The 21,835-nt window shown below is 72.1% G+C and carries 2 protein-coding genes (1 of these 2 only partly in view); both read right to left on the bottom strand.

The genetic code is table 11. From position 1 onward, the window contains the following. Nucleotides 1-10,379 carry the 5' portion of a non-ribosomal peptide synthase/polyketide synthase gene (locus ACWIGI_RS08325; RefSeq protein ID WP_454201669.1) on the bottom strand. 8,590 nt of this gene lie to the left of the window's left edge, so only the first 10,379 of its 18,969 coding nucleotides appear in the window; its start codon is at nucleotides 10,377-10,379; its stop codon lies beyond the left edge, outside the window. Beyond that, entirely contained in the window at nucleotides 10,379-21,835 is an 11,457-nt protein-coding gene (locus ACWIGI_RS08320) for an amino acid adenylation domain-containing protein (RefSeq protein ID WP_454201668.1), read from the bottom strand. Before ACWIGI_RS08320 ends, ACWIGI_RS08325 begins: the two co-directional genes overlap by 1 nt.

The raw sequence follows: 21,835 nt of genomic DNA, 5'->3' as shown, positions 1-21,835 counted from the left end.
GTGGCCCCGCCGACCGCGAGCACCAGCCAGGTGTCCGAGGTGGTCAGCACGTGGGCGATGCGGTCGGCCGGGTGCGCCGGGTCCACCGGCACGTAGGCCGCGCCCGCGTGCACGACGGCGTAGAGCGCGACCATCATGTCCAGACTGCGTTCAGCGGTGACGCCGACGATGTCGTCCGGGCCGATGCCCTCGCGAATGAGCCAGCGCGCCAGGCGATTCGACTCGGCGGCCAGTTCGGACCAGGTCATGGACTCGCCGTCGAGCGAGACCGCGATCGCGTCGCCGTCGGCCCGCGCGCGCAGGTCCAGCAGATCGGCCAGGGTCTCCTCGGGCAGGTCCCGCGCGGTGGCGTTGCGATCGGACAGCAGCCCGCCGCGCTCGGCCACCGACAGCAGCGGCACCTCCCCCACGACGAGGCGCGGGTCGCCGACGAGCGCGCGCAGCACGCGTTCGTACCAGGCCAGGAAGTCGGCGATGGTCTCCGGATCGAACAGATCGGTGGCGTAGTGCAGGTGCACGTCGATGCCGGCGGGCGCGCCGTCCGCGTGGCGATCGCTGAGCGTCCAGTCCTGATCGAACTGGATGGGCAGCACGCCCGCGTCCAGGCTCCTGATGCCGAGCCCGCGCAGCTGGAACTCCGGCTGCGCCATGTTCTGCATGGTGAAGCCGACCTGGTAGATCGGCGAATGCGCCTGCGAGCGCACCGGATTGAGCGCGTCCACCAGGGTCTCGAACGGCACCGCGGAGTGATCGAACGCCGCCAGGTCGGCGTCGCGGACCCCCGCGAGCACCTCCGAGAGGCGGGCGCTCGCGGGCACCGCGGTGCGCAGCGCCAGCGTGTTGACGAACATGCCGACCAGCTCGTCCAGCGCCTGATCGCCGCGACCGGCCACGGGGGTGCCGACCACGATGTCCTCGGTCCCCGACACCCGCGCCAGCAGCACCGCCAGCGCGGTGTGCAGCACCATGAACGGGGTCACCCGGTGCGCGGCCGCGAATTCCACGACGGCGGTGTGCAATTCGGCGTCCAGGACGGCGGTGCGCACGTCCGCGCGGTTGGAGTGCACCGCCGGGCGCGGGCGATCGGTGGGCAGGGCCAGCAGATCCGGGGCCCCGGCCAGCTGCCGGGTCCAGAACCGCACCTGGCGCGCGAGCACCGAGTTCAGTTCCTCCGGCGAGCCGAGGGCCTCGCGCTGCCAGATGGCGTAGTCGGCGTACTGCACCGGCAGCGGCTGCCAGGTGGGGGTGCTGCCCGCGCAGCGAGCCACGTAGGCGTGCGCCAGATCCCGGGTCAGCGGGGCCAGCGACCAGCCGTCGGCGGCGATGTGGTGCACCACGATCAGCAGCACGTAGGCGTTGGGCTCGTCGGCCACCTGGAGCAGCCGCACGCGCAGCGGCACCTCGGCGGTGACGTCGAAGACGGTGCGCGCCAAGCCTTCCGCGAGCGCCGGCAGTTCGGCGGCGGTGACCTCGCGGGGCTCGAGGTCGACCAGGCGGGTGCCCGCGGGCAGCACCACCTGACGCGCCACCCCGTCCTGTTCCGGGTACAGGGTGCGCAGGGTTTCGTGCCGGTCGATCAGATCACCGACCGCGGCCCGCAGCGCCTCGATGTTGAGCGAGCCGGTCAGGCGCAGCGCGAACGGCAGGTTGTACCCGCCGCCCGCGGTGTCGAAGCGGTTCAGGAACCACATGCGCTGCTGGGAGATAGACAGCGGCACGGAGTCCCCGCGCTGCTGCGGAACCACCGGCGGCAGTGCGGCGTTCACCTCGCCGGCGTCGGCCAGTGCGATGAGTCGCGCGGCCAGCTCGCGCACGGTGGAGGCGTCGAAGACGGTGCTCAGCGGCACCGCGAGGCCGGTCGCCTGCGACAGCCGGGACACCAGCTGGGTGGCGATGAGCGAGTTGCCGCCGCGGGCGAAGAAGTCGTCCCCGGCCCCGACCCGCTCCAGGCCGAGCAGCTCGCCCATGACCGAGGCCACGAGCAGTTCGGAATCCCCGGCGGGATCGACGAATTCGGCGGCGGCGAAACTCGGAGCGGGCAGCGCCCGGCGATCCAGCTTGCCGTTCGCGGACAGCGGCAGGGCCGCCAGCTCCACGAACACCGCGGGCACCATGTAGGCCGGTAGTCGTTCGGCCAGTTCCCCGCGTAGCGCGCCGGTGTCGACACTCGCGCCGGGCACGGCGGGCACGAGGTAGCCGACCAGCAGCTCACCGGTGTGCTCGGCGGCGTGCACCAGCACCGCGGCCTGGGCGACGGACTCGTGCGCGGCCAGGGCGGCCTCGATCTCGCCGAGCTCGATGCGCAGACCGCGCAGCTTGACCTGGAAGTCGGTGCGGCCCAGGTATTCCAGTTCACCGTCGGCGGTCCACTTGACCAGGTCGCCGGTGCGGTACATGCGCTCGCCGGTGCCGAAGGGGTTGGCCACGAAGCGATCCGCGGACAGATCGGGCCGCGCGACATAGCCCACGGCCAGCTGGGCGCCGGCCAGGTAGAGCTCGCCGGGTACACCGGCGGGGACCGGCGCGAGATGCGAATCCAGCACGTAGACGCGGGTATTGAAGACCGGGCGGCCGATCGGCACGGTCCGGGTGTCGGCGTCGGTCACCCGGTGGTAGGTGACGTCGACCGCGGCCTCGGTGGGGCCGTAGAGGTTGTGCACCTCCGCACCGGTGAGGGCGCGCAGGCGCTGCGCGGGCGGCGCGGGCAGCGCCTCCCCGGAAGCGAACACCATGGTGAGTCCCCGGCCTTCGCTCCGCTCCGGCGCGTCCGCGGATCGGGTTTCCAGTTCCGTCACGTAGAGCTCGAGCATCGACGGGACGAAGTGCGCGACCGTGATCCGCTCGTCGGCGATGGTCGTCGCCAGGTAGGCGGGATCACGGTGGCCCTCGGGCCGGGCCAGGACCAGTCGGGCGCCGATCTGCAAGGGCCAGAAGAACTCCCACACCGAGACGTCGAAGGTGGCGGGGGTCTTCTGCAGGACGGCGTCGGCGGGGGTCAGCGCGTACTCGGCCTGCATCCAGGCCAGGCGGTTCACGATGGCCGCGTGCGAGACGGCCACGCCCTTCGGGCGGCCGGTCGAGCCGGAGGTGAAGATGATGTACGCGGTGTGCGACGGGCGCAGCGCGGCACGGCGATCGGCGTCGGTCAGCGGCGCGGTCGCGTACCCGGCGAGCGTCGCAGCGTCGGCGGTCAGCTCGTCCAGGCGGATCTGGCGCACGCCGAGCGGTTCCAGATCCGCGCCGGAGGTGAGCACGCAGACCGGGGCGGCGGTGTCGACGACGTAGCGGGTGCGCTCGATCGGGTGATCCAGATCCAGCGGCACGTACGCACCGCCCGCGGCGATGACCGCGTACATGCCGATCACCAGGTCCAGTGAGCGGCGCATGCCCAGCGCCACCGGGACGTCGGGGCCGACGCCCTGCTCGACGAGGTAGCGCGCCAGGCGGTGCACGCGGGCGGCGAGTTCGCCGTAGGTCAGGCTCTCGCCTTCGACGGCGAGGGCGATCGCGTCGGGCGCGGTGCGCGCGCGGTCCTCGAACAGCGCGAGCAGGGTCTGCTCCGTGTCCACCGCGGCGGTGGTGTCGTTCCAGACACGCAGCACGCGTTCACGTTCGGCGTCGTCGAACAGATCGATGTCGCCGAGCCGGATCGAGGAGTCGGCCACGACGGCCGCCAGCACGCGCTGCCAGCGGGCCAGCAGCGTCTCGATCGACGCCCGATCGAAGAGCTCGGCGGCGAAGCGCAGAGCTCCGCCCAGGGCGCCGTCGGTGCCGTCCTCGATCACCAGCTGCAGATCGAATTTGGCGGTCGGGTCGGCCAGGGGCACCGGGCGTACGGTCAGGCCGGGCAGCTCCAGTTCCACGGCGGTGTTGCCGTTGTCGCCGAAGCTGATCATGACCTGGAACAGCGGGTGGGCGCCGGTGGTGCGATCGGTGACGATGTCGTCGACGATCTGCTCGAACGGCAGGTCCGCGTTGGCGAAGGCCGCCAGGTCGGTGTCGCGCACCGAGTTCACGAACTCGGCGAAGCCGGCGGCGCCGTCCACCGCGGTGCGCAGCACAGCGGTGTTGACGAACATGCCGATGAGACCGTCCAATTCGCGTTCGCCGCGACCGCCGACCGGCGTGCCGATGACGATGTCGCCGGTGCCGCTGACGCGGGCCAGGGCGGCGGCGAAGGCCGCGTGCACGACCATGAACAGGGTCGCGCCCTGTTCCCGGGCGAGGGCACGCAGTCCGACGGCGACCTCGGCGGGCACCGCGAAGTCGACGGCGTCGCCGATGTTGCGGGGCTGCGCCGGGCGCGGGCGGTCGGTCGGCAGCGCGAGCCGCGCCGGGGCCCCGGCCAGGGTGTCACGCCAGAACTCCAGCTGCTGGTGCGCGAGATCGCCCGGGGTGCCGGCGGATCCGAGCACCTCGCGCTGCCACAGCGCGTAGTCCGCGTACTGCACCGGCAGCGGCTCCCAGCCGGGGGCAGTGCCGGAGTGCCGCGCGTGATAGGCGGTCATGAGGTCGGTGATCAGCGGGCGCAGCGACAGCGCGTCGGCGGTGATGTGGTGCACGACCACGACCAGCACGTACTCGTCGGTGGCCGGCGCCTCCTCGGCGCCGTGATCGAGCACCAGCAGCGCTATGCGCGAGGGCAATTCGGCGGTGACGTCGAACGGGGCCTGGGCCAGCGCGGTGACCGTGCCGGTCACGTCCTGCGGGCGCACCGGCACCGGGGTCAGGCTCAGCCCGACGTCGGTCGCCGCGAGCAACTGCTGGAAGGGACCTTCGGCGTCGGCGGGGAAACTCGTGCGCAGCGACTCGTGCCGGGCGAGCACGTCCAGTACCGCCTGCTCCAGCGCGGTCACGTCGAGCGTGCCGGTCAGGCGCAGCACCACCGGCAGGTTGTAGAGGCTGGGCCCGTCCTGCTCGTTCTCCAGGCGGTTCAGGAACCACAGCCGCTGCTGGGCCGGGGACAGCGGTACCCGGTCCGGGCGCGGGCGCGCGGTCAGCGCCGGGCGCGGTGCGGCATCGGACAGCAGGCCGACGGCCGCGGCGAAGCCGGCCACCGTGCCCGCCTCGAACAGCACGCGGACCGGAATCCGCACGCCCAGTTCGGCGCCCGCGCGCGCGGTCACCTGGGTGGCGAGCAGCGAGCTGCCGCCGAGGGCGAAGAAGTCGTCGTCGAGCCCGACCCGGGGCAGGCCGAGGACCTCGCCGAAGACGCGCGCGACGACGCGCTGGGCGGCGTCGACCGGCGCGCGGAAACGCTTGGCGGCCAGCACCGGAACCGGCAGGGCGCCGCGATCGAGCTTGCCGCTGGTGCCCATGGGGAACTCGGCCAGCTCGAGCACGACGGTCGGCACCATGTAGGACGGCAGCAACCGGGTGAGCCGCTCGCGCAGATCCGCGGTGTCGAGGCCGGCGTCCTCCGCGCGAATCACGTAGCCCGCCAGGTAATCCCCGGTGTCGGCGGTGATGAGCCGGACGGCCGCCTGACCGACCTCGGGCTGGGCGAGCAGCGCGCTCTCGATCTCGGCGAGTTCGATGCGCTGGCCCCGGAACTTGATCTGGAAGTCGATGCGGCCCAGGTAGGCCAGCTCGCCGTCCGCGGTCCACTTCACCAGGTCGCCGGTGCGGTACATGCGACCGCCCACGGCGCCGAAGGGGTTGGCCACGAAGCGATCCGAGGTGAGGTCTGCGCGCCGGTAGTAGCCGCGCGCGAGCTGCACGCCGGCCAGGTAGAGCTCGCCCGGAACGCCGATCGGCGCGGGGCGCAGGCGCGAATCCAGTACGTACACCTGGGTGTTCCACTCGGGCTCGCCCATGGGCACCGCGGGGGTGCGCTCGTCGGCCTCGCGGTAGGTGACGGTGACCGCGGCCTCGGTCGGGCCGTACAGGTTGTGCAGGGTGGCGTCCGAGAGCGCGCGCCAGGCGGTGACCGTCTCCACCGGGAAGGCCTCGCCGGCGACGAAAACGTCGCGCAGCGACGCGAGTTCGCTCGCCGCGGCGTGCGCGGTGAACACCGCGAGCATGGAGGGCACGAAGTCGGTGAGGGTGACCCCGCGCTCGGCGATGGTCTCGGCGAGGTAGCGGGCGTCGCGATGACCGTCCGGGGTCGCGAGCACGAGGACCGCGCCGACCCGCAGCGGCAGGAAATAGCCCCACAGCGAGACGTCGAAGGTGCTCGGCGTCTTCTGCAGGTAGACATCGGAGCGCGAGATGCCGTACTCGGCCTGCATCCACGCCATCTGATTGGCGATGGACCGGTGGCTCACCGCGACGCCCTTGGGCGTACCGGTCGAGCCGGAGGTGAACAGCACGTACGCCGGGTGCTCCGGGTGCAGCGGGGCGCGGCGGTCCCGGTCGGTCAGCTTGGCGGCCGAGAACCCGGACAGGTCGAGCTCGTCGACGCGCAGCAGCGGGGCCGCGGTGGTCTCGAACGCGTCGGCGGCGGTGGTGAGCACCAGGGCCGGTGCGGCCGTGGTCAATACGGTGGCGATGCGCTCGGCCGGATGGCTCGGGTCGACCGGCACGTAGGCGGCGCCGGCGCGCAGCACGGCGTACATGCCCGCGACCAGATCCACCGACCGCGCCATGGCCAGCACGACCAGGGACTCCGGGCCCACGCCCTCGGCCACGAGCAGCCGGGCCAGGCGGTTGGCCCGCTCGGACAGCTCCCGGTAGGTGAGCGACTCCGATCCCGAGACCAGCGCGACCGCGTCCGGGGTGCGCTGGGCCTGGGCGTCGAATCCGGCGTGCAGCAGCGTGTCCTGGACCTTCGCGCCGGTGGCGTTCCAGCTCTCGAGCACGTAGTCCAGCTCGCTGCCGTCCAGTAGCGCGATGTCACCGACGGCGCGGTCGGCGTCGGCGGTCGCCGCGGTCAGCAGGCGCACGAACTTGGCCGCGAACTCGCGAACGGTGGCTTCGTCGAACAGATCGGTGGCGTAGGTGAATTCGACGTTGTAGCCCGAATCACGCTCCACCACGTTGAGATTCAGGTCGAACTTGGCGAAGGCGAGTTCGAAGTCGATCAATTCGGCACGCATGCCGGGCAGTTCGGGCGTCGTGACGCCCTGGTTCTGCATGAACAGCGCAACCTGGAACAGCGGGTGCCGGTTGCGGGCGCGCACCGGGTTGAGCACCTCGACCAGGCGCTCGAACGGGACGTCGCGATGGGAGAAGGCGCGCAGATCCCGTTCGCGGGCATGCGATACCAGCTCGGCGAAGGAGCGGTCCCCGCGCACCTCGGTGCGCAGCACCAGGGTGTTGACGAACATGCCGATCAGATCGTCCAGCGCGGCCTCGCCGCGACCGGCGACCGGGGTGCCGATGGCGATGTCGGTGGTGCCGGACAGCCGGGCCAGCAGGGCCGCCAGCGCCGCGTGCAGCACCATGAACGGGGTCGCCTGGCCGCGGGCGGCGACCGCGTCGACGGCGGCGCGGAGTTCGGCGGAGAGCTCGACGTCGAACGTCGCGCCCCGGTAGCTCGAATCGGCCGGGCGGGGCCGGTCGGCGGGCAGGTCGAGCTGGGCGGGCAGCTCCGCGAGTTCGTTCGTCCAGAAGGCGAGCTGACGGGCGGCGAGCGATTCCGGATCGGCCTCGTCGCCGAGCACCTCGCGCTGCCACAGCGCGTAGTCGGCGTACTGCACGGCCAGCGGCTCCCAGACCGGCACGAAGCCCGCCTGGCGGGTGGCGTAGGCCAGCACCAGGTCGCGCACCAGCGGGCCGAGCGAGAAGCCGTCGGCGGCGATGTGATGCACGACGAGCACCAGCGCGTGATCGTCCGCACCCAGGCGCAGCAGCCGCAGCCGCAGCGGAACACCCTCGGCCACATCGAAACCGCGCCCCGCGGCCGCGTAGACCGCCTGCGGCAGTTCCTGTTCGGTGACCTCGGCGGGCGTCAGGTCGAGTGCGGCGGCCGCGTCGAAATCGGCGGCCGGGAGAACCACCTGGACCGGTCCGGCGGGCGTCTGCGGGTAGTAGGTGCGCAGGATCTCGTGCCGGGTGACCAGGTCGGTCACGGCCGCGGTCAGCGCCGCGAGGTCCAGCTCACCGCGCAGCCGCAGCGCGGCCACCACGTTGTCGACCGCGGCGGCGTCGAAACCGGCGGTCGCGCCTTCGGATTCGGTGTGGGCGAGCCGATTGAGGAACCACATGCGCTGCTGCGCGGGCGAGAGCGGAATCGCCTCCGGCCGCGGACCGGCCACCAGCGGCACCGCCGGCGCACCGGCGGCCGCGCTCTGCCCGGCGGCCGCCGCCAGCGCGGCCACGGTCGGGTTGTCGAAGAAGTCGCGCACGTCCACCGCCGCGCCCAGGGTGTCCCGGATCCTGGCGATGGCGCGGGTGGCGACGAGCGAATTGCCGCCGAGGGCGAAGAAGTCGTCGTCCGCCCCGACCCGCTCGCGCTCGAGCAGCTCGGCGAAGATCGCGGCGACCGCGGCCTCGGCCTCGGTCGAGGGCGCGCGGTAGGCGGCGCTCGCGTCGGCGAACACCGGTTCGGGCAGCGCGCGCCGATCCAGCTTGCCGTGCACGGTGATCGGGAACTCGGCCATGACGACGAGCGCGGACGGCACCATGTAGGCGGGCACGTGCGCGCGGGCGCCGGACAGCACGGCGGCGGTGTCGATCACGGCGCCGCGCGCCGGAACCACGTAGCCGACCAGGGACTGCTCGCCGTTGGCGCCGGTGTGCAGCAGCACCGCGGCCTGGGCCACCGTGTCGTCGCGCAGCAGCGCCGACTCCACCTCGCCCAGCTCGATGCGCTGGCCGCGCAGCTTGACCTGGAAGTCGGTGCGGCCCAGGTATTGCAGCTCGTCCGCGCCGCCGTCGACGCCGTGCACCCAGCGCACGAGATCGCCGGTACGGTACATGCGGTCGCCCGCCGGGCCCTCGGGGTTGGCCACGAAACGGTCCGCGGTCAGGCCGGGGCGCGCGAAATAGCCACGCGCCAGCTGCATTCCGACCAGGTAGAGCTCGCCGACCACACCGTGCGGGACCGGGCGCAGATCCTCGTCCAGGACCAGCAGCTCCACCTCGTCCCCCGGGTGACCGAGCGGGACCGAGTCCACGTCCACCGCGGTGACCTCGTGCGAGGTGACCAGGACGGTGGCCTCGGTGGGGCCGTAGATGTTGTACAGGGTCGCACCGCTGACGCCGCGGAAGCCGGCGGCGGTGGCGGGCGGCAGGGCCTCGCCGCCGACGTAGACGAAACGCAGGGAATCGGACAGGCCCTCGGGATCCTGCTCGGCCTCGGCGATCAGCACCGAGAGCATCGAGGGCGGGAAGAACGCGGCGGTGACCTGGGATTCGCGCATGGTGCGGATCAGGTAGGCGGTATCGCGGTGCCCGTCCGGCACCGCGATGACCAGGCGCGCGCCGGTCTGCAGGGTCCAGAAGATCTCCCACACCGAGGCATCGAAGGTGGTCGGGGTCTTGAAGAGCATGGCGTCGGCGGCCGAGAGCTGCAGGCGGCGCTGCTGCGAACGGAACAGCGCCAGGATCGCGCGGTGCGAGATCGCCACGCCTTTGGGCCGGCCGGTCGAGCCGGAGGTGAACAGCACGCACGCGAGATTGTCCGCGCCGGCCTGGGTCAGCTCGGTGTCATCGGCCGGGGACAGCGCGGCGCCGGGGACCGATTCCCGTGCGGTGCGCTCGAATTCGTCGATGCGCAGCACCGGCAACGCGGTGTCGAGCCCGGCGCTGTCGGCCGTGGTGGTCAGCACCAGCACGGGCGCGGAGACCTCGAGCACGTACGCGATGCGCTCGGCCGGGTGATCCGGATCCAGCGGCAGGTACGCCCCGCCCGCCTCGAGAATGGCGTACATGCCGACCAGCAACTCGAAGGACCGGCGCGCGGCCAGGCCCACCAGCACGTCCGGGCCCACACCCAGCTCACGCAGGTGCCGGGCCAATACCGTGACCCGGTCGGCGAATTCGGCGTAGGTGAGCTCGGCGCCCTCGAACTCCATGGCCACCGCGTCCGGGGTGCGGCGCACCTGGGCTCGGAACTTGGAGGTCAGCGTCTCGATCGGCGCCAGTTTGGGTTCGAGCAGACCGGAGGCCGCCAGCACGGCGTCGTCGACCAGCGCCTCGAGCACCGCGGTCAGCTCGCCCTCGGGGCCGTCCATGAGCGCGGGCAGCTGCCCGGACACCACGACCTGCACCAGCGCCTCGGGCTCGAGCGCACCGCCCATGGCCTCGCTCAGCATCGCCACCTCGGCGGCGAGCGCGCCGTAGGCGATGGTCTGCTCGGCGTAGCGCAGCGCGATCCGATCGGCGTCCAGCTCGGCCACCAGGGGAATCAAGGTGGGCAGATCACCGACACCGTAGGCCCTTCGCAGGGCCGAGCGGCCGGTTCGGCTGGTAGCGATCGACTCTGCGTAGTGCATCAGAGGTTTCCTTCCGACGAGCTTTCCGAGCGAAGAACCACTGCCTGGGCCTGTGTTGCGAGGTCGCCCAGGACTTGACCGAGACCCGCACCGCCGAGCGCGGTGAGGATGCCGGGCACCAGCCCGGCGAGTGCGACGTTGACCAGGGCTTCCGGTTTCGCCGCGGCACCCATGGCCCGGGCGGTGAGGCCGATCTTGTCGGCCAGCGCCCGGTAGGTGACGGTGTGATCGCCGTGGGTGAGCGCGATCGAATCGGGGTCGATCGCGGCGGCCGCCGCGATCAGGGTCGGCAGATCGGCGGTCGGCCGGTCGTCCGAAACACGCTGCGGCCGAGCCGCTTCGGTGGCCGCGGCCGGCGCACCGGGGCGGCGGTCGCGCTCGGCCGCGGTCCGGATGTCGATGGCGCGCACCGGCGCCGCCGGATCGGCCACGATCGCGCGCAGCACCAGCAGCAGGCGCTGGGCCAGCAGTCGAACGGTGTCCGCCTCGAAAATGTCCGTGGCGTAACCGAATCGCATGTCGAGCCCGACCACGCGGCCCAGCTCGTCCCGGCGCTCCATGCCGGTGAGCTGCAGGTCGAACTTGGCCTCGGTGAGCTCGGGCTCGATCGCCTCGAGCGCGAGACCGGGCAGCGAGACCGGCCCGGCCGCGATGTTCTGGAACGACAGCGCGACCTGGAACAGCGGGTTCACCGCGCTGGAACGCGGACGGCCGGTGGCCGCGAGCACCGCTTCCACCACGCGCTCGAAGGGCACGTCGGCCTGCGCGAACGCCGCCAGGTCCCGATCGCGCACCTGGCGCAGCAGCTCGGTGAACGAGAGCTTGGCGTCCACCTCGGTGCGCAGCACCACGGTGTTGACGAACATGCCGATCAGGTCGTCGAGCGCGCGCTCACCGCGGCCCGCGACCGGCACGCCGATCGAGATGTCGCGCTGGCCCGAGAGCTTGGCCAGCAGCACCGCGAACGCGGCGTGCACGACCCCGAACAGGGTGGCGCCCTGGGCGCTCGCCAGCTCGCCCAGGCGGCCGGTGATCTCGTCGGAGATCTGGAAATCGAACTCGGCGCCCAGCATGTCGCGGCGCGTGGGACGCGGGCGATCGGTGGGCAGCTCCAGCTGGGCGGGCGCGGTGGACAGCTCGTCCACCCAGAAGGCCAGCTGCCGCGACAGCAAGCTCTCGGGATCGGTGTCCGCGCCGAGCACCGCGCGCTGCCAGGCGGCGAAATCGCCGTACTGGATCTCCAGCGGCGACCAGCCGGGCTCGCGCTGCTCGGAGCGGGCCAGGTACGCCTGCACCAGATCCCGGGTCATCGGCAGCACCGAGTACCCGTCCGCGCTGATGTGGTGCAGCACCACGATCAGCACGTGTTCGGCCGGCGACAACTCGAACAGCCGGATGCGCAGCGGCGGGGCCGCGGTGACATCGAAACCGGCGGTGGCGATCTCGATCAGGCGCAGCTGGATCTCGGCCTCGGACACCCGGATCGGGTCGAGGTCGGCGTTCAGCTCGTCGATGCCCAGGACCAGCTGCACCGGCTCGCCGTCCTTCTCGGGATAGCGGGTGCGCAGAATCTCGTGCCGGGACAGCACATCTCGCAGCGCCGCAGCCAGCGCGGGCACGTCGAGCGCACCGGTCAGCCGGATCGCGGCCGGGATGTTGTAGGCGCCGGACTCGGGATGCAGGCGGTTGAGCACCCACATGCGCTGCTGGGCCAGCGACAGCGGCGCGTGCCCGGAGTCCGCGCGCCGGGTCAGTGCCGGACGCAGTTCGGCGCGGTCCGCGGTGGCCAGCCAGGCGGCCAGCTCACCCACGGTCGGAGCCTCGAAGAGCGCCGAAACCGGAACCCGCACACCCAGATCCGAGCCCAGGCGGGCCGCCAGCCGGGTCGCCATCAGCGAGTTGCCGCCGAGAGCGAAGAAATCGGTGTCCAGGCCGACCAGGTCGGCCCGCTCCGCGGCGACGCCGCCGACGACCTCGGCGAAGCCCGCCGCGACCAGTCGCTCGAGTTCGGTGACGGGCTCGCGGTACACCGCGGTGGCGAACACCGGTTCGGGCAGGCGGGCCCGGTCGACCTTGCCGTTGGCGTTGAGCGGCAACGCGTCCAGGACGGTGACCGCGGCCGGGACCATGTACTTCGGGAGCGCCGCGGCCAGCGCGGACCGCAGGGTGGCCGACAGCGCGTCGCGCTCCGGCTCGTCCGCGCCGGGGACCGCCGCGTAGGCGACCAGGCGCGCACCCGCGGCGCCCTGATGCGCCACGGCGACCGCCGCGGCGACGCCGGGCTGCCTGCGCAGCGCGGTCTCGACCTCGCCGAGTTCGATGCGGAAGCCGCCGATCTTGACCTGGAAGTCGGCGCGCTCGACGTACTCGAGGGTGCCGTCGGCCCGCCAGCGCACGATGTCGCCGGTGCGGTACATGCGGCCCGGACCGAACGGATCGGCCACGAAGCTGCCCGCGGTCAGAGCCGGGCGGCCGTGGTAGCCGCGCGCCAGCTGCGCGCCGGACAGGTACAGCTCACCGGGAACGCCGATCGGGACCGGCGAGAGCCGGGCGTCCAGCACGTAGACCCGGCTGTTCCAGGCGGGGGCGCCGATCGGAACGGCCTGCTGATGCCGGGCGCGGACCGGGAACGAGGTGATCGACACCGCGGCCTCGGTGGGGCCGTACAGGTTGTACAGCGATCCCACGCCACCGTCCAGGAAGTCCGCGGCGGTCGCGGCGGGCAGGGCCTCGCCGATGGCGAGCACCGCGCGCACCGAGGACGGCAGCGGGCCGCTCGCGAGCAGCATCCCGAGCAGCGACGGGACCGGATGCAGCACGGTGACCCCGTGCGCGTCGATGACCGCGCGCAGGCGATCGGGATCGCGCTCGTCACCGGCCGCGGTCACCACCAGGCTGCCGCCGCTGGTCGGCTGCGACCAGAACTCCCAGACCGACAGGTCGAAGGTCGCGGGCGTCTTCAGCAGCGCGCGATCGGCGGCGCTCAACTCGAAAGTCTCACGCAGCCAGTGCAACTGGTTGACGATGGCGGCGTGCGGGATGGTCACGCCCTTGGGGCGGCCGGTCGAGCCCGAGGTGAAGATGACGTAGGCCGGATGCTGCTCGCGCAGCGGGCGCACGCGCTCGGCGTCGGTCACCGGCGCGGCGGACACGCCGGTCAGGTCGAGGGCGTCGACCTCGAACACCGGAACCCGGGCGGTGAACGGCAGGCCGTCCGCGACGGTGGTGAGCACGACCGCCGCGGCGGCGGTGTCGACGATGTAGGCGATGCGGTCGGCCGGGTGATCGGGGTCGATCGGCACGTACGCGCCGCCCGCCTTGACCACCGCGTACATGGCGATCACCAGCTCGACGCCGCGGCGCATGGCCAGCACCACGCCGGTCTCCGGGCCGACGCCCGCGGCGATCAGATGCCGGGCCAGACGGTTCACCCGGGCATCGAATTCCGCGTAGGAGAGCGTGATCTCGCCGTCGGCGGACAGCAGCGCCACCGCGTCCGGGGTGCGCGCCGCCTGCGCGTCGACCAGATCGGCCAGGGTGGCCGGGGCCAGCGGGCGCGCGGTGTCGTTCCACTCCCCCAGCACCCGGGCACGCAGGTCCGCGCCCAGCAGATCGATGTCGCCGATCACGGTTTCCGGTGCGGCCGAGACGGTTTCGAGCACGCGGGCCAGCGCGGCGAGGATGTGCCGCGCCGTGCCCTCGGTGAACAGATCGGTGGCGTAGCCCAGGGTCAGGGCCACGCCGTCGGGCGCGCCGGCCGCCGCGTAGCGATCGGTGGCGAACAGGTGCAGGTCGAACTGCGCGATGTGGTTCTCGAATTCGAGCTCGGTCACGGTCAGATCGGGCAGGCGCAGTTCGGCGTGCTCGTAGTTCTGGAAGGACAGGCCCACCTGGAACAGCGGGTGCCGGGCCTGCGAGCGGACCGGGTTCAGGACCTCGACCAGGCGCTCGAACGGCACATCGGCGTGGGCGAAGGCGGCGATGTCACCGGTCCGGACCCGGGCGAGCAGCTCGGTGAACGGCTCGGCCGGCGCCACCCGGGTGCGCAGCGCGAGGGTGTTGACGAACATGCCGATCACGTCGTCCAGCGCGCTGTCGCCGCGACCCGCGATCGGGGTGCCGACCGCGATGTCCTCGGTTCCGGACAGGCGGGCCAGCAGGGCGCTGAACGCGGCGTGCACCACCATGAACAGGGTCGCGCCCTGCCCGCGGCCGACCTCGGTGAGGCGGGCGTGCAGCGCGGCGTCGAGTTCGAGGTGGATCTGCTTGCCGCGCAACGTCTGCCGCGCGGGGCGCGGGTGATCGGCGGGCAGATCCAGCTGATCGGGCAGCCCGGCCAGGGCCTGCTTCCAGTAGGCGAGCTGCTGGGCGGCCACCGAGTCGGCGTCGTCCTCGGCGCCGAGCAGCGCGTGCTGCCACAGCGCGTAATCGGCGTACTGGACCGCGAGCGGGGCCCACGCGGGCTCGGTCCCGCTCAGGCGCGCGCCGTAGGCCACCATGAGATCGCGCACGAACGGCACCACCGAGGAGCCGTCGGCCGAAATATGGTGCAGCACACCGGCGAGCACGTGCTCACCGGTGAACTCGCCGGCCTCGTCCAGCACCCGCAGCAGCTCGACGCGGATCGGGACCTCGGCGGTGACGTCGAAGGTGGTGGTCAGGATCTCCGGAACCCGCACCGCCAGTTCGGCTTCGGTGAGCGAGGTGGTGCTCAGGCCCGAGAAGGTCTGCGCCACCGGCGCGATCACCTGCACCGCGCCGGCCTCGGTCTCGGGGTAGTAGGTGCGCAGGGTCTCGTGCCGGGCCAGCACGTCGCCGAAGGCACTCGACAGCGCGGCCGCGTCCAGCGCGCCGGTCAGGCGCAGCGCGATCGGCAGGTTGTAGGCGATGGACTCGCGATCGAAGCGGTTGATGAACCACATGCGCTGCTGCGCGGGCGACAGCGGCAGCTGCTCGGGGCGCTCGCCCGCGACCAGCGCCGGGCGCTGGGCCTCGCCGAGACCGGCGTCCACCCGCGCGGCCAGCCCGGCCACGGTGGAGTCCTCGAAGAGCACGCGCACGCCGACGGTGGTGTTCAGCACCGTGCCCAGGCGCGCGGCGGCCTTGGCCGCCAGCAGCGAGCTGCCGCCCAGGGTGAAGAAATCGTCGTCCGCGCCGACCTGCTCGACATCGAGCAGCTCCGCGAAAACGCCCGCGACCAGCTCTTCGGTGACGGTACTCGGGCGGCGGTAGACCGCGCTCTCGAACACCGGCTCGGGCAGCGAGCGGTAGTCCAGCTTGCCGTTGACGGTGAACGGGATCTCGTCGAGCACCACGAACGCGGACGGCACCATGTAGGGCGCGAGCCGTCCGGTCAGCCCGGCCTTGACCGCGGCGACGTCCAGTTCGGCCACATCGGAGACCAGGTAGGCGACCAGCTGATCGCCGCGGGTGGCGTGCGCGTGCTTGACCGCCACCGCCCGGCGCACCTGCGGGTGCTCGGCCAGCACCGACTCGATCTCGCCCAGTTCGATGCGGTAGCCGCGCAGCTTGACCTGGGAGTCGTTGCGGCCCAGGCACTGCATGGAACCGGTCGGGGTCCAGCGCATGAGATCGCCGGTGCGGTACATGCGCTCGCCCGGCGCCCAGGGGCACGCCACGAAACGACCGGCGGTCAGCGCGGCCTGGCCGCGGTAACCGCGGGCCAGCTGCGGTCCGCCCACGTACAGCTCGCCGACCATGCCGATCGGCACCGGGCGCAGGCGCTCGTCGAGCACCCATTCGCACACGCCCGCGAAGGGCGGGCCGATGTGCAGTTCGTCGGTGGCCGCCAGCGGCACCGAACCCTGTGTGACACAGGTGGTTTCGGTCGGGCCGTAGCAGTTGACGAACGAGCGCCCGGCCTCGGCCCAGCGCCGCGCCAGCTCCGGCGGGCAGGGCTCGCCGCCGACCACCACGACCTCGGTGTCCGGCGCCTCGAGCGGATCCACGGTGCCCAGGGCCGACGGGGTCATGAACGCGTGCGTGACCCGGTGCGCGCGCAGCACCTCGGTGAGTTCGGCGCCCATGACGGCCTCGGGCGGCGCGACCACCAGGGTGGCCGCGGCCTCGATCGCCATGGCGAGTTCGCCGACCGAGATGTCGAAGGCCGGGGAGGCGACGTGCAGCACGCGCGAGGACCGTTGCACCAGGAAACGCTCGACCTCGCCCGCGGCGAAGGACGGCACACCCTCGTGGGTGACCATGACGCCCTTGGGCACACCGCTCGAGCCGGAGGTGTAGATGACGTAGGCGACATCGGCGGTGCGCAAGGGGCGCAGCCGATCCCGGTCGGTGACCGCGTCGTCGGAGTAGGCCGCCACCGCGGCGCGGAACAGCTCGTCGTCCAGCGCCAGCCAGGACACCGTGTCCGGGAGCCCGGCCCGGGCGCCGGAGAGCGTGAGGCCGAACTCGGCGCCGGCGTCGGCCACCATGCGCGCGATGCGCTCGGCCGGATAGGCCGGGTCGACGGGGGCCCAGCCCGCGCCGGTCTTGCTGATCGCCCAGGTCGCCAGCACCGATTCCAGCGAACGCGGCATACCGAGGGACACCAGGTCACCCGGGCCGACCCCGCGGCCGATCAGCAGGCGCGCCAGCCGATTCGAGGCCGTGTCGAGTTCGCGGTAGGTGAGCTCGCGCGGGCCGTCGACCAGGGCGACGCCGTCCGGATTGGCCGCGACGGCCGCCGCCAGCAGGTCCGGAATAACGCGACCGGTCTGTACGGGACCGCCGGAACGATCGGTGAGATCGGCGTATTCGGCTTCGGACAGCAACGGCAGCGCGGCTACGATCGTGGCCGGATTCGCGGTGATCGCCGTCAACAACTGGACAAAACGGGCAGCGAAGACGTCAATAGTGGTGGCGTCGAACAGATCTGCCGCGAACTCGAACTCCGCGGTGATCCCCGTCGGTGCCGGACCTTCCCCGGGACCGGCACCGACGAAGCTTTCGGTGACCGCGACCGACAGGTCGAATTTGGTCACTCCCGTCTCCAGCGTACCCGCCGTGGCAAGCAATCCGGGCAGTTCGACACTGATATCACCCGAGGCGGTGAAGGACAGCGCCACCTGGAACAGCGGATGACGCGACTGCGAGCGCGCCGGATTCAGGGCTTCGACGAGCTGCTCGAAGGGCACGTCCGCGTGCGCGAAGGCCGCGAGGTCGGCGTCGCGCACCCGCCGCAGCAGCGCGCGGAATTCCAGGGCGTCGTCGATCTCGGTGCGCAGCGGCAGCGTGTTGACGAACATGCCGATGAGATCGTCGAGTTCGCGCTCACCGCGGCCGCCGACCGGCGTGCCGATCACGATGTCGGACTCACCGGACAAACGGGACAGCAACACCGCCAGCGCGGCGTGCACCAGCATGAAGGTCGAAACGCTCTCGGCCCGGGCCGTTTCCACGATCCGCGCGTGCAGCTCGCCGGGGAGCTCCACCGAACGCTTACCGCCGCGGCCGCTCGCCTGCACCGGGCGCGGGCGATCGCCCGGCAGCTCCAGCAGATCGGGAGCGCCCGCGAGGGTCTGCCGCCAGAACGCCAATTGCGTTGCCAGCAGCGAGTTCTCGTCGTCGGCGGCGCCGAGGCGATCCCGCTGCCAGAGGGTGTAGTCCGCGTACTGCACCGGCAGCTCCGCCCAGCCCGGCCGCTGACCGGCCGAGCGCGCGGCGTAGGCCAGCATGAGGTCGCGGGCCAGGATCGGCAGCGACAGCCCGTCCGCGGCGACGTGATGCAGCACCATCGCCAGCGCGTAGCGCCCGGACGCGGCGGCGGCCTCGATCTCCGAGACCGGATCGACGGCCGCGGCGTCCGCCGCGACGGTGTCAAGCACTGTAAAAACGCGAGCACGGAAAGGAATCTCGTGTTCGAGATCGAATCCGCGCGCGGCGATGGCGGACAGCGCGGCCTCGAGTTCGGCGCCGTCGGTCACCACCTCGTGCGCGACGAGTTCGGGCAGCCGATCGACCGGCAGCACCCGCTGGCAGGCCTGACCGTCGGCGACGACCGGGAAGAGCGTGCGCAGCGCCTCGTGCCTGGCCAGCACATCGGCGACCGCGGCGCGCAGGGCCGCCAGATCCGCGGTGCCCTGCAGCCGCACCACGAACGGCATGTTGTAGTTCGCGGCCGAGGTGTCGAAATGGTTCAGGAACCAGATGCGCTGCTGGGCCGGGGACAGCGGCACGTTCTCCGGCCGCTCGTCGCCGCGCCGCGCCGTGAGCCGCAGGGCCGCACCGTTGTTCGCGTCCTCGTCGAGGAACTGCGCGTCGATGAGCGCGCCCAGCTCGGCCACGTTGGTGGCGGCGAACATCTCGCGCACCGTCAGGCGGCAGCCCAGCTCGGCGTTCAGCCGCGCGGCGACCTGGGTGGCGTTGAGGCTGTTGCCGCCCAGGGCGAAGAAGTCGTCGGTACGCCCGACCCGCTCGGCCGCCAGGGTCTCGGCGAACACGCGGGCCACGGCCTGCTCCACCACCGAGATCGGCGCCTCGTAACTGGCGGCCACGCGCACCGGGGCGGGCAGACCCGCCCGATCCAGCTTCCCGGAAGCGTTGACCGGCAACGCCTTCAGGACCATGTAGGCGGCGGGCACCATGTACGCGGGCAGCGCGCGGGCCACCGCGGCGCGGAGCCGGGTCTCCTCGATCGCGAGCTCGGACACCACGTAGGCGACCAGCTGCTCCTCGCGCACCAGCACCACCGCGCGCTCGACGCCGGGCACGGCCGCGAGCACCGCTTCGATCTCGCCCAGCTCGATGCGCAACCCGCGCAGCTTGACCTGGAAGTCGGTGCGGCCCAGGTACTCCAGCTCGCCGTCTTCGGTCCAGCTCACCAGATCGCCGGTGCGGTACATCGATTCGCCGGCGCCGCCGTGCCCCGCGCCGCCCGCGAACGGATCGGCGACGAAACGCTCCGCCGTCAGCGCGGCATTGCCCACGTAGCCCCGGGCGAGCTGAACCCCCGACAGATACAGCTCACCCGGAGTTCCTACGGGAACCGGCCGCAGACGTGCGTCGAGCACGTACAGCCGGGTATTGGACACCGGCGCGCCGATCGGCACGAACTCGGTGTCCGCGGCCGTGACCTCGTGAAAGGTGACATCGACCGCGGCTTCGGTGGGACCGTAGAGATTGTGCAGCGCGGCGGTCGCGCCCGCGCGGCGCAGCACCGTGCGCAGCCGCTGGGCCGTGCGCGCGGGCAGCGCCTCGCCCGAGGCGAAGACGTGCCGCAGGCCGGCCAGGCCCGTGACCTGCTCGTCCGCCAGCCCGGCCAGGAACGCGTCCAGCATGGACGGGACGAAATGCGCCACGCTCACGCCGTAGTCGGCGATGACCGCGCGCAGGTAGGCCGGATCGCGGTGGCCGTCGGGCTGTGCGAGCACCAGCGTCGCGCCGGTCTGCAACGGCCAGAAGAACTCCCACACCGAGACGTCGAACGTGGCGGGGGTCTTCTGCAGCACCACGTCGGCGGCGCCGAGCTCGTACGCGCTCTGCATCCAGACCAGGCGATTCACGATGGCCGCGTGGGTGACCGCGACGCCCTTGGGGCGGCCGGTCGAACCCGAGGTGAAGATGACGTAGGCGGTGTTCGCGGGCCGCAGCGCGGACCGGCGCTCGGCGTCGGCGATCGGCGCGCCGGACACGGCGTCCAGGTCCAGCTCGTCCACGCACACGGCGGCGATCGACTCCGCCGGGCGATCCGCAACCTTGGTCAAAACCAGTGCGGGAGCGGCTGTTTCGAGAATGTGCGCGATGCGGTCGGCCGGGTTGTCCGGATCCAGCGGGACGTACGCCGCGCCCGCCGCCTGCACCGCGTACATCGCGATGACCAGCTCGGGCGAGCGGCGCATGTGCAGCGCGACCCGGTCCTCGGGACCGACTCCCGCCGCGATCAGGTGCCGGGCGAGCTTGTTGACGCGGTCGGCGAAACCCGCGTAGTCGAGATCGCGCGCGGGCTCGTTCGCGAAACGCAGCGCCGGAGCGGCCGGGGTGCGCACGGCCTGCTCGGCGAACATCGACACCAGGGTCACGCCGGCCTCGACCGGGCGCTCGGTGCTGTTCCACAGCCGCAGCACCACTTCGCGTTCCAGCTCGGTGCTCACGTCCAGGGCCGCGATCGGGGTGGCCGGATCGGTGTCCACCAGGCGCTCGAGCAGACGCAGGAACCGCGAGTGGTGGCGGGCGATCTCGCTGTCGGAGTACAGATTCGGATTCACCTCGAAGTCGAGGTGGACCCGGTCGTTGTCGCCGTAGAAGACATTGAGACTCATGTCCTCGATGGGGCCGGTCGACATGATGTGCAGCCGCCCGCTCAACTCGCCGAAGTCCAGGCGGTTGTGGAACAGCATGATGTTGACCATCGGGCCGAACAGCGCGCGGGTGGCCGGGCGGTCCTCGTGCTCGGCGTCGCGGCGAATGTCCTCGTGCCGGTAGCGCTGATGCCGCAGCGCGCCCGAGACCTCGACCCGGGTGGCGGTCAGCAGATCGCCCCAGGTGGCCTCGTCGCCGAGACCGATGCGCAGCGGCACGATGTTGGACAGCATGCCGACCGAGCGGCGCATGACCGCGGTGGTGCGCGCGGTCACCGGCAGGCTGATCACCACTTCCGGCTTGCCGGTCATCAGGCCCAGGTAGGCCGCGAACGCCGCGAGCACCACGACGGGCAGACCCGAATCACTCTGCGCGCCAACCTCTTCGATGCGCTCCTGCAGCTGCGCGGGCAGGGCCGCGCCGAAGACCCGGTTACCCGCGTTGCGCGGGGCGGTCCGGCTGTTCAGGGTGGTCGCGCCCTCCAGCCCGCGGGTGCGCTCGGCCCAGTGCGCGCGATCGACCGCGAAGCGGGTGCTCTCGCGGTAGGCGAGCTCGCCGGCCACGATCTCCTGCGGGGTGCCGACCTTGACCACCTCGGGCTCGGTACCGAGCTGATGCGCGGTGAAACGCTTGGCGGTCCACTGCATGACGCTCATGGCGGCGTAGCCGTCGCCGACGATGTGGTGGGCGCGGACGTACCAGAAATATCGCTGGTCGGCGACGTGGATCAGGGTCGGCGCGAACAGCTGATCGGTCAGCAGATCCAGCGGGCGGACCAGGTCGGCGCGCATCCACGCGTGCGCGGTGGCGATGGGATCGGCCTCGCCGCGCAGATCCATGTAGACCTGCGGGGAATCCACCGCCGTCAGGTCCAGGTACTGCTGGGGTTCACCGTCGATCTCGGCGAAACGCAGCTGCGAGGTGCGCCAGATCGCGACACCCTCGTCACCGACGCGCAGCAGCAGGTCGACGTCGAGATCGCCCTGGATATCCACGTACTGGGCCATGTTCACCGGCACGTCGGGTTCGAGCAGCTGGGCGTACCACAGGCCGACCTGGGCGGGACCGAGCGGGAAGGGCTCCGAGGCGCCCGGCGGGAGGTGCGTGGCGTCCGTGTTCGGAACACCGCCGGTGGTCAC

The organism is Nocardia sp. NPDC055321, assembly GCF_053645575.1.
The sequence above is the reverse complement of the archived record's forward strand: the minus strand, read 5'-3'. Positions and strand labels throughout refer to the sequence as shown.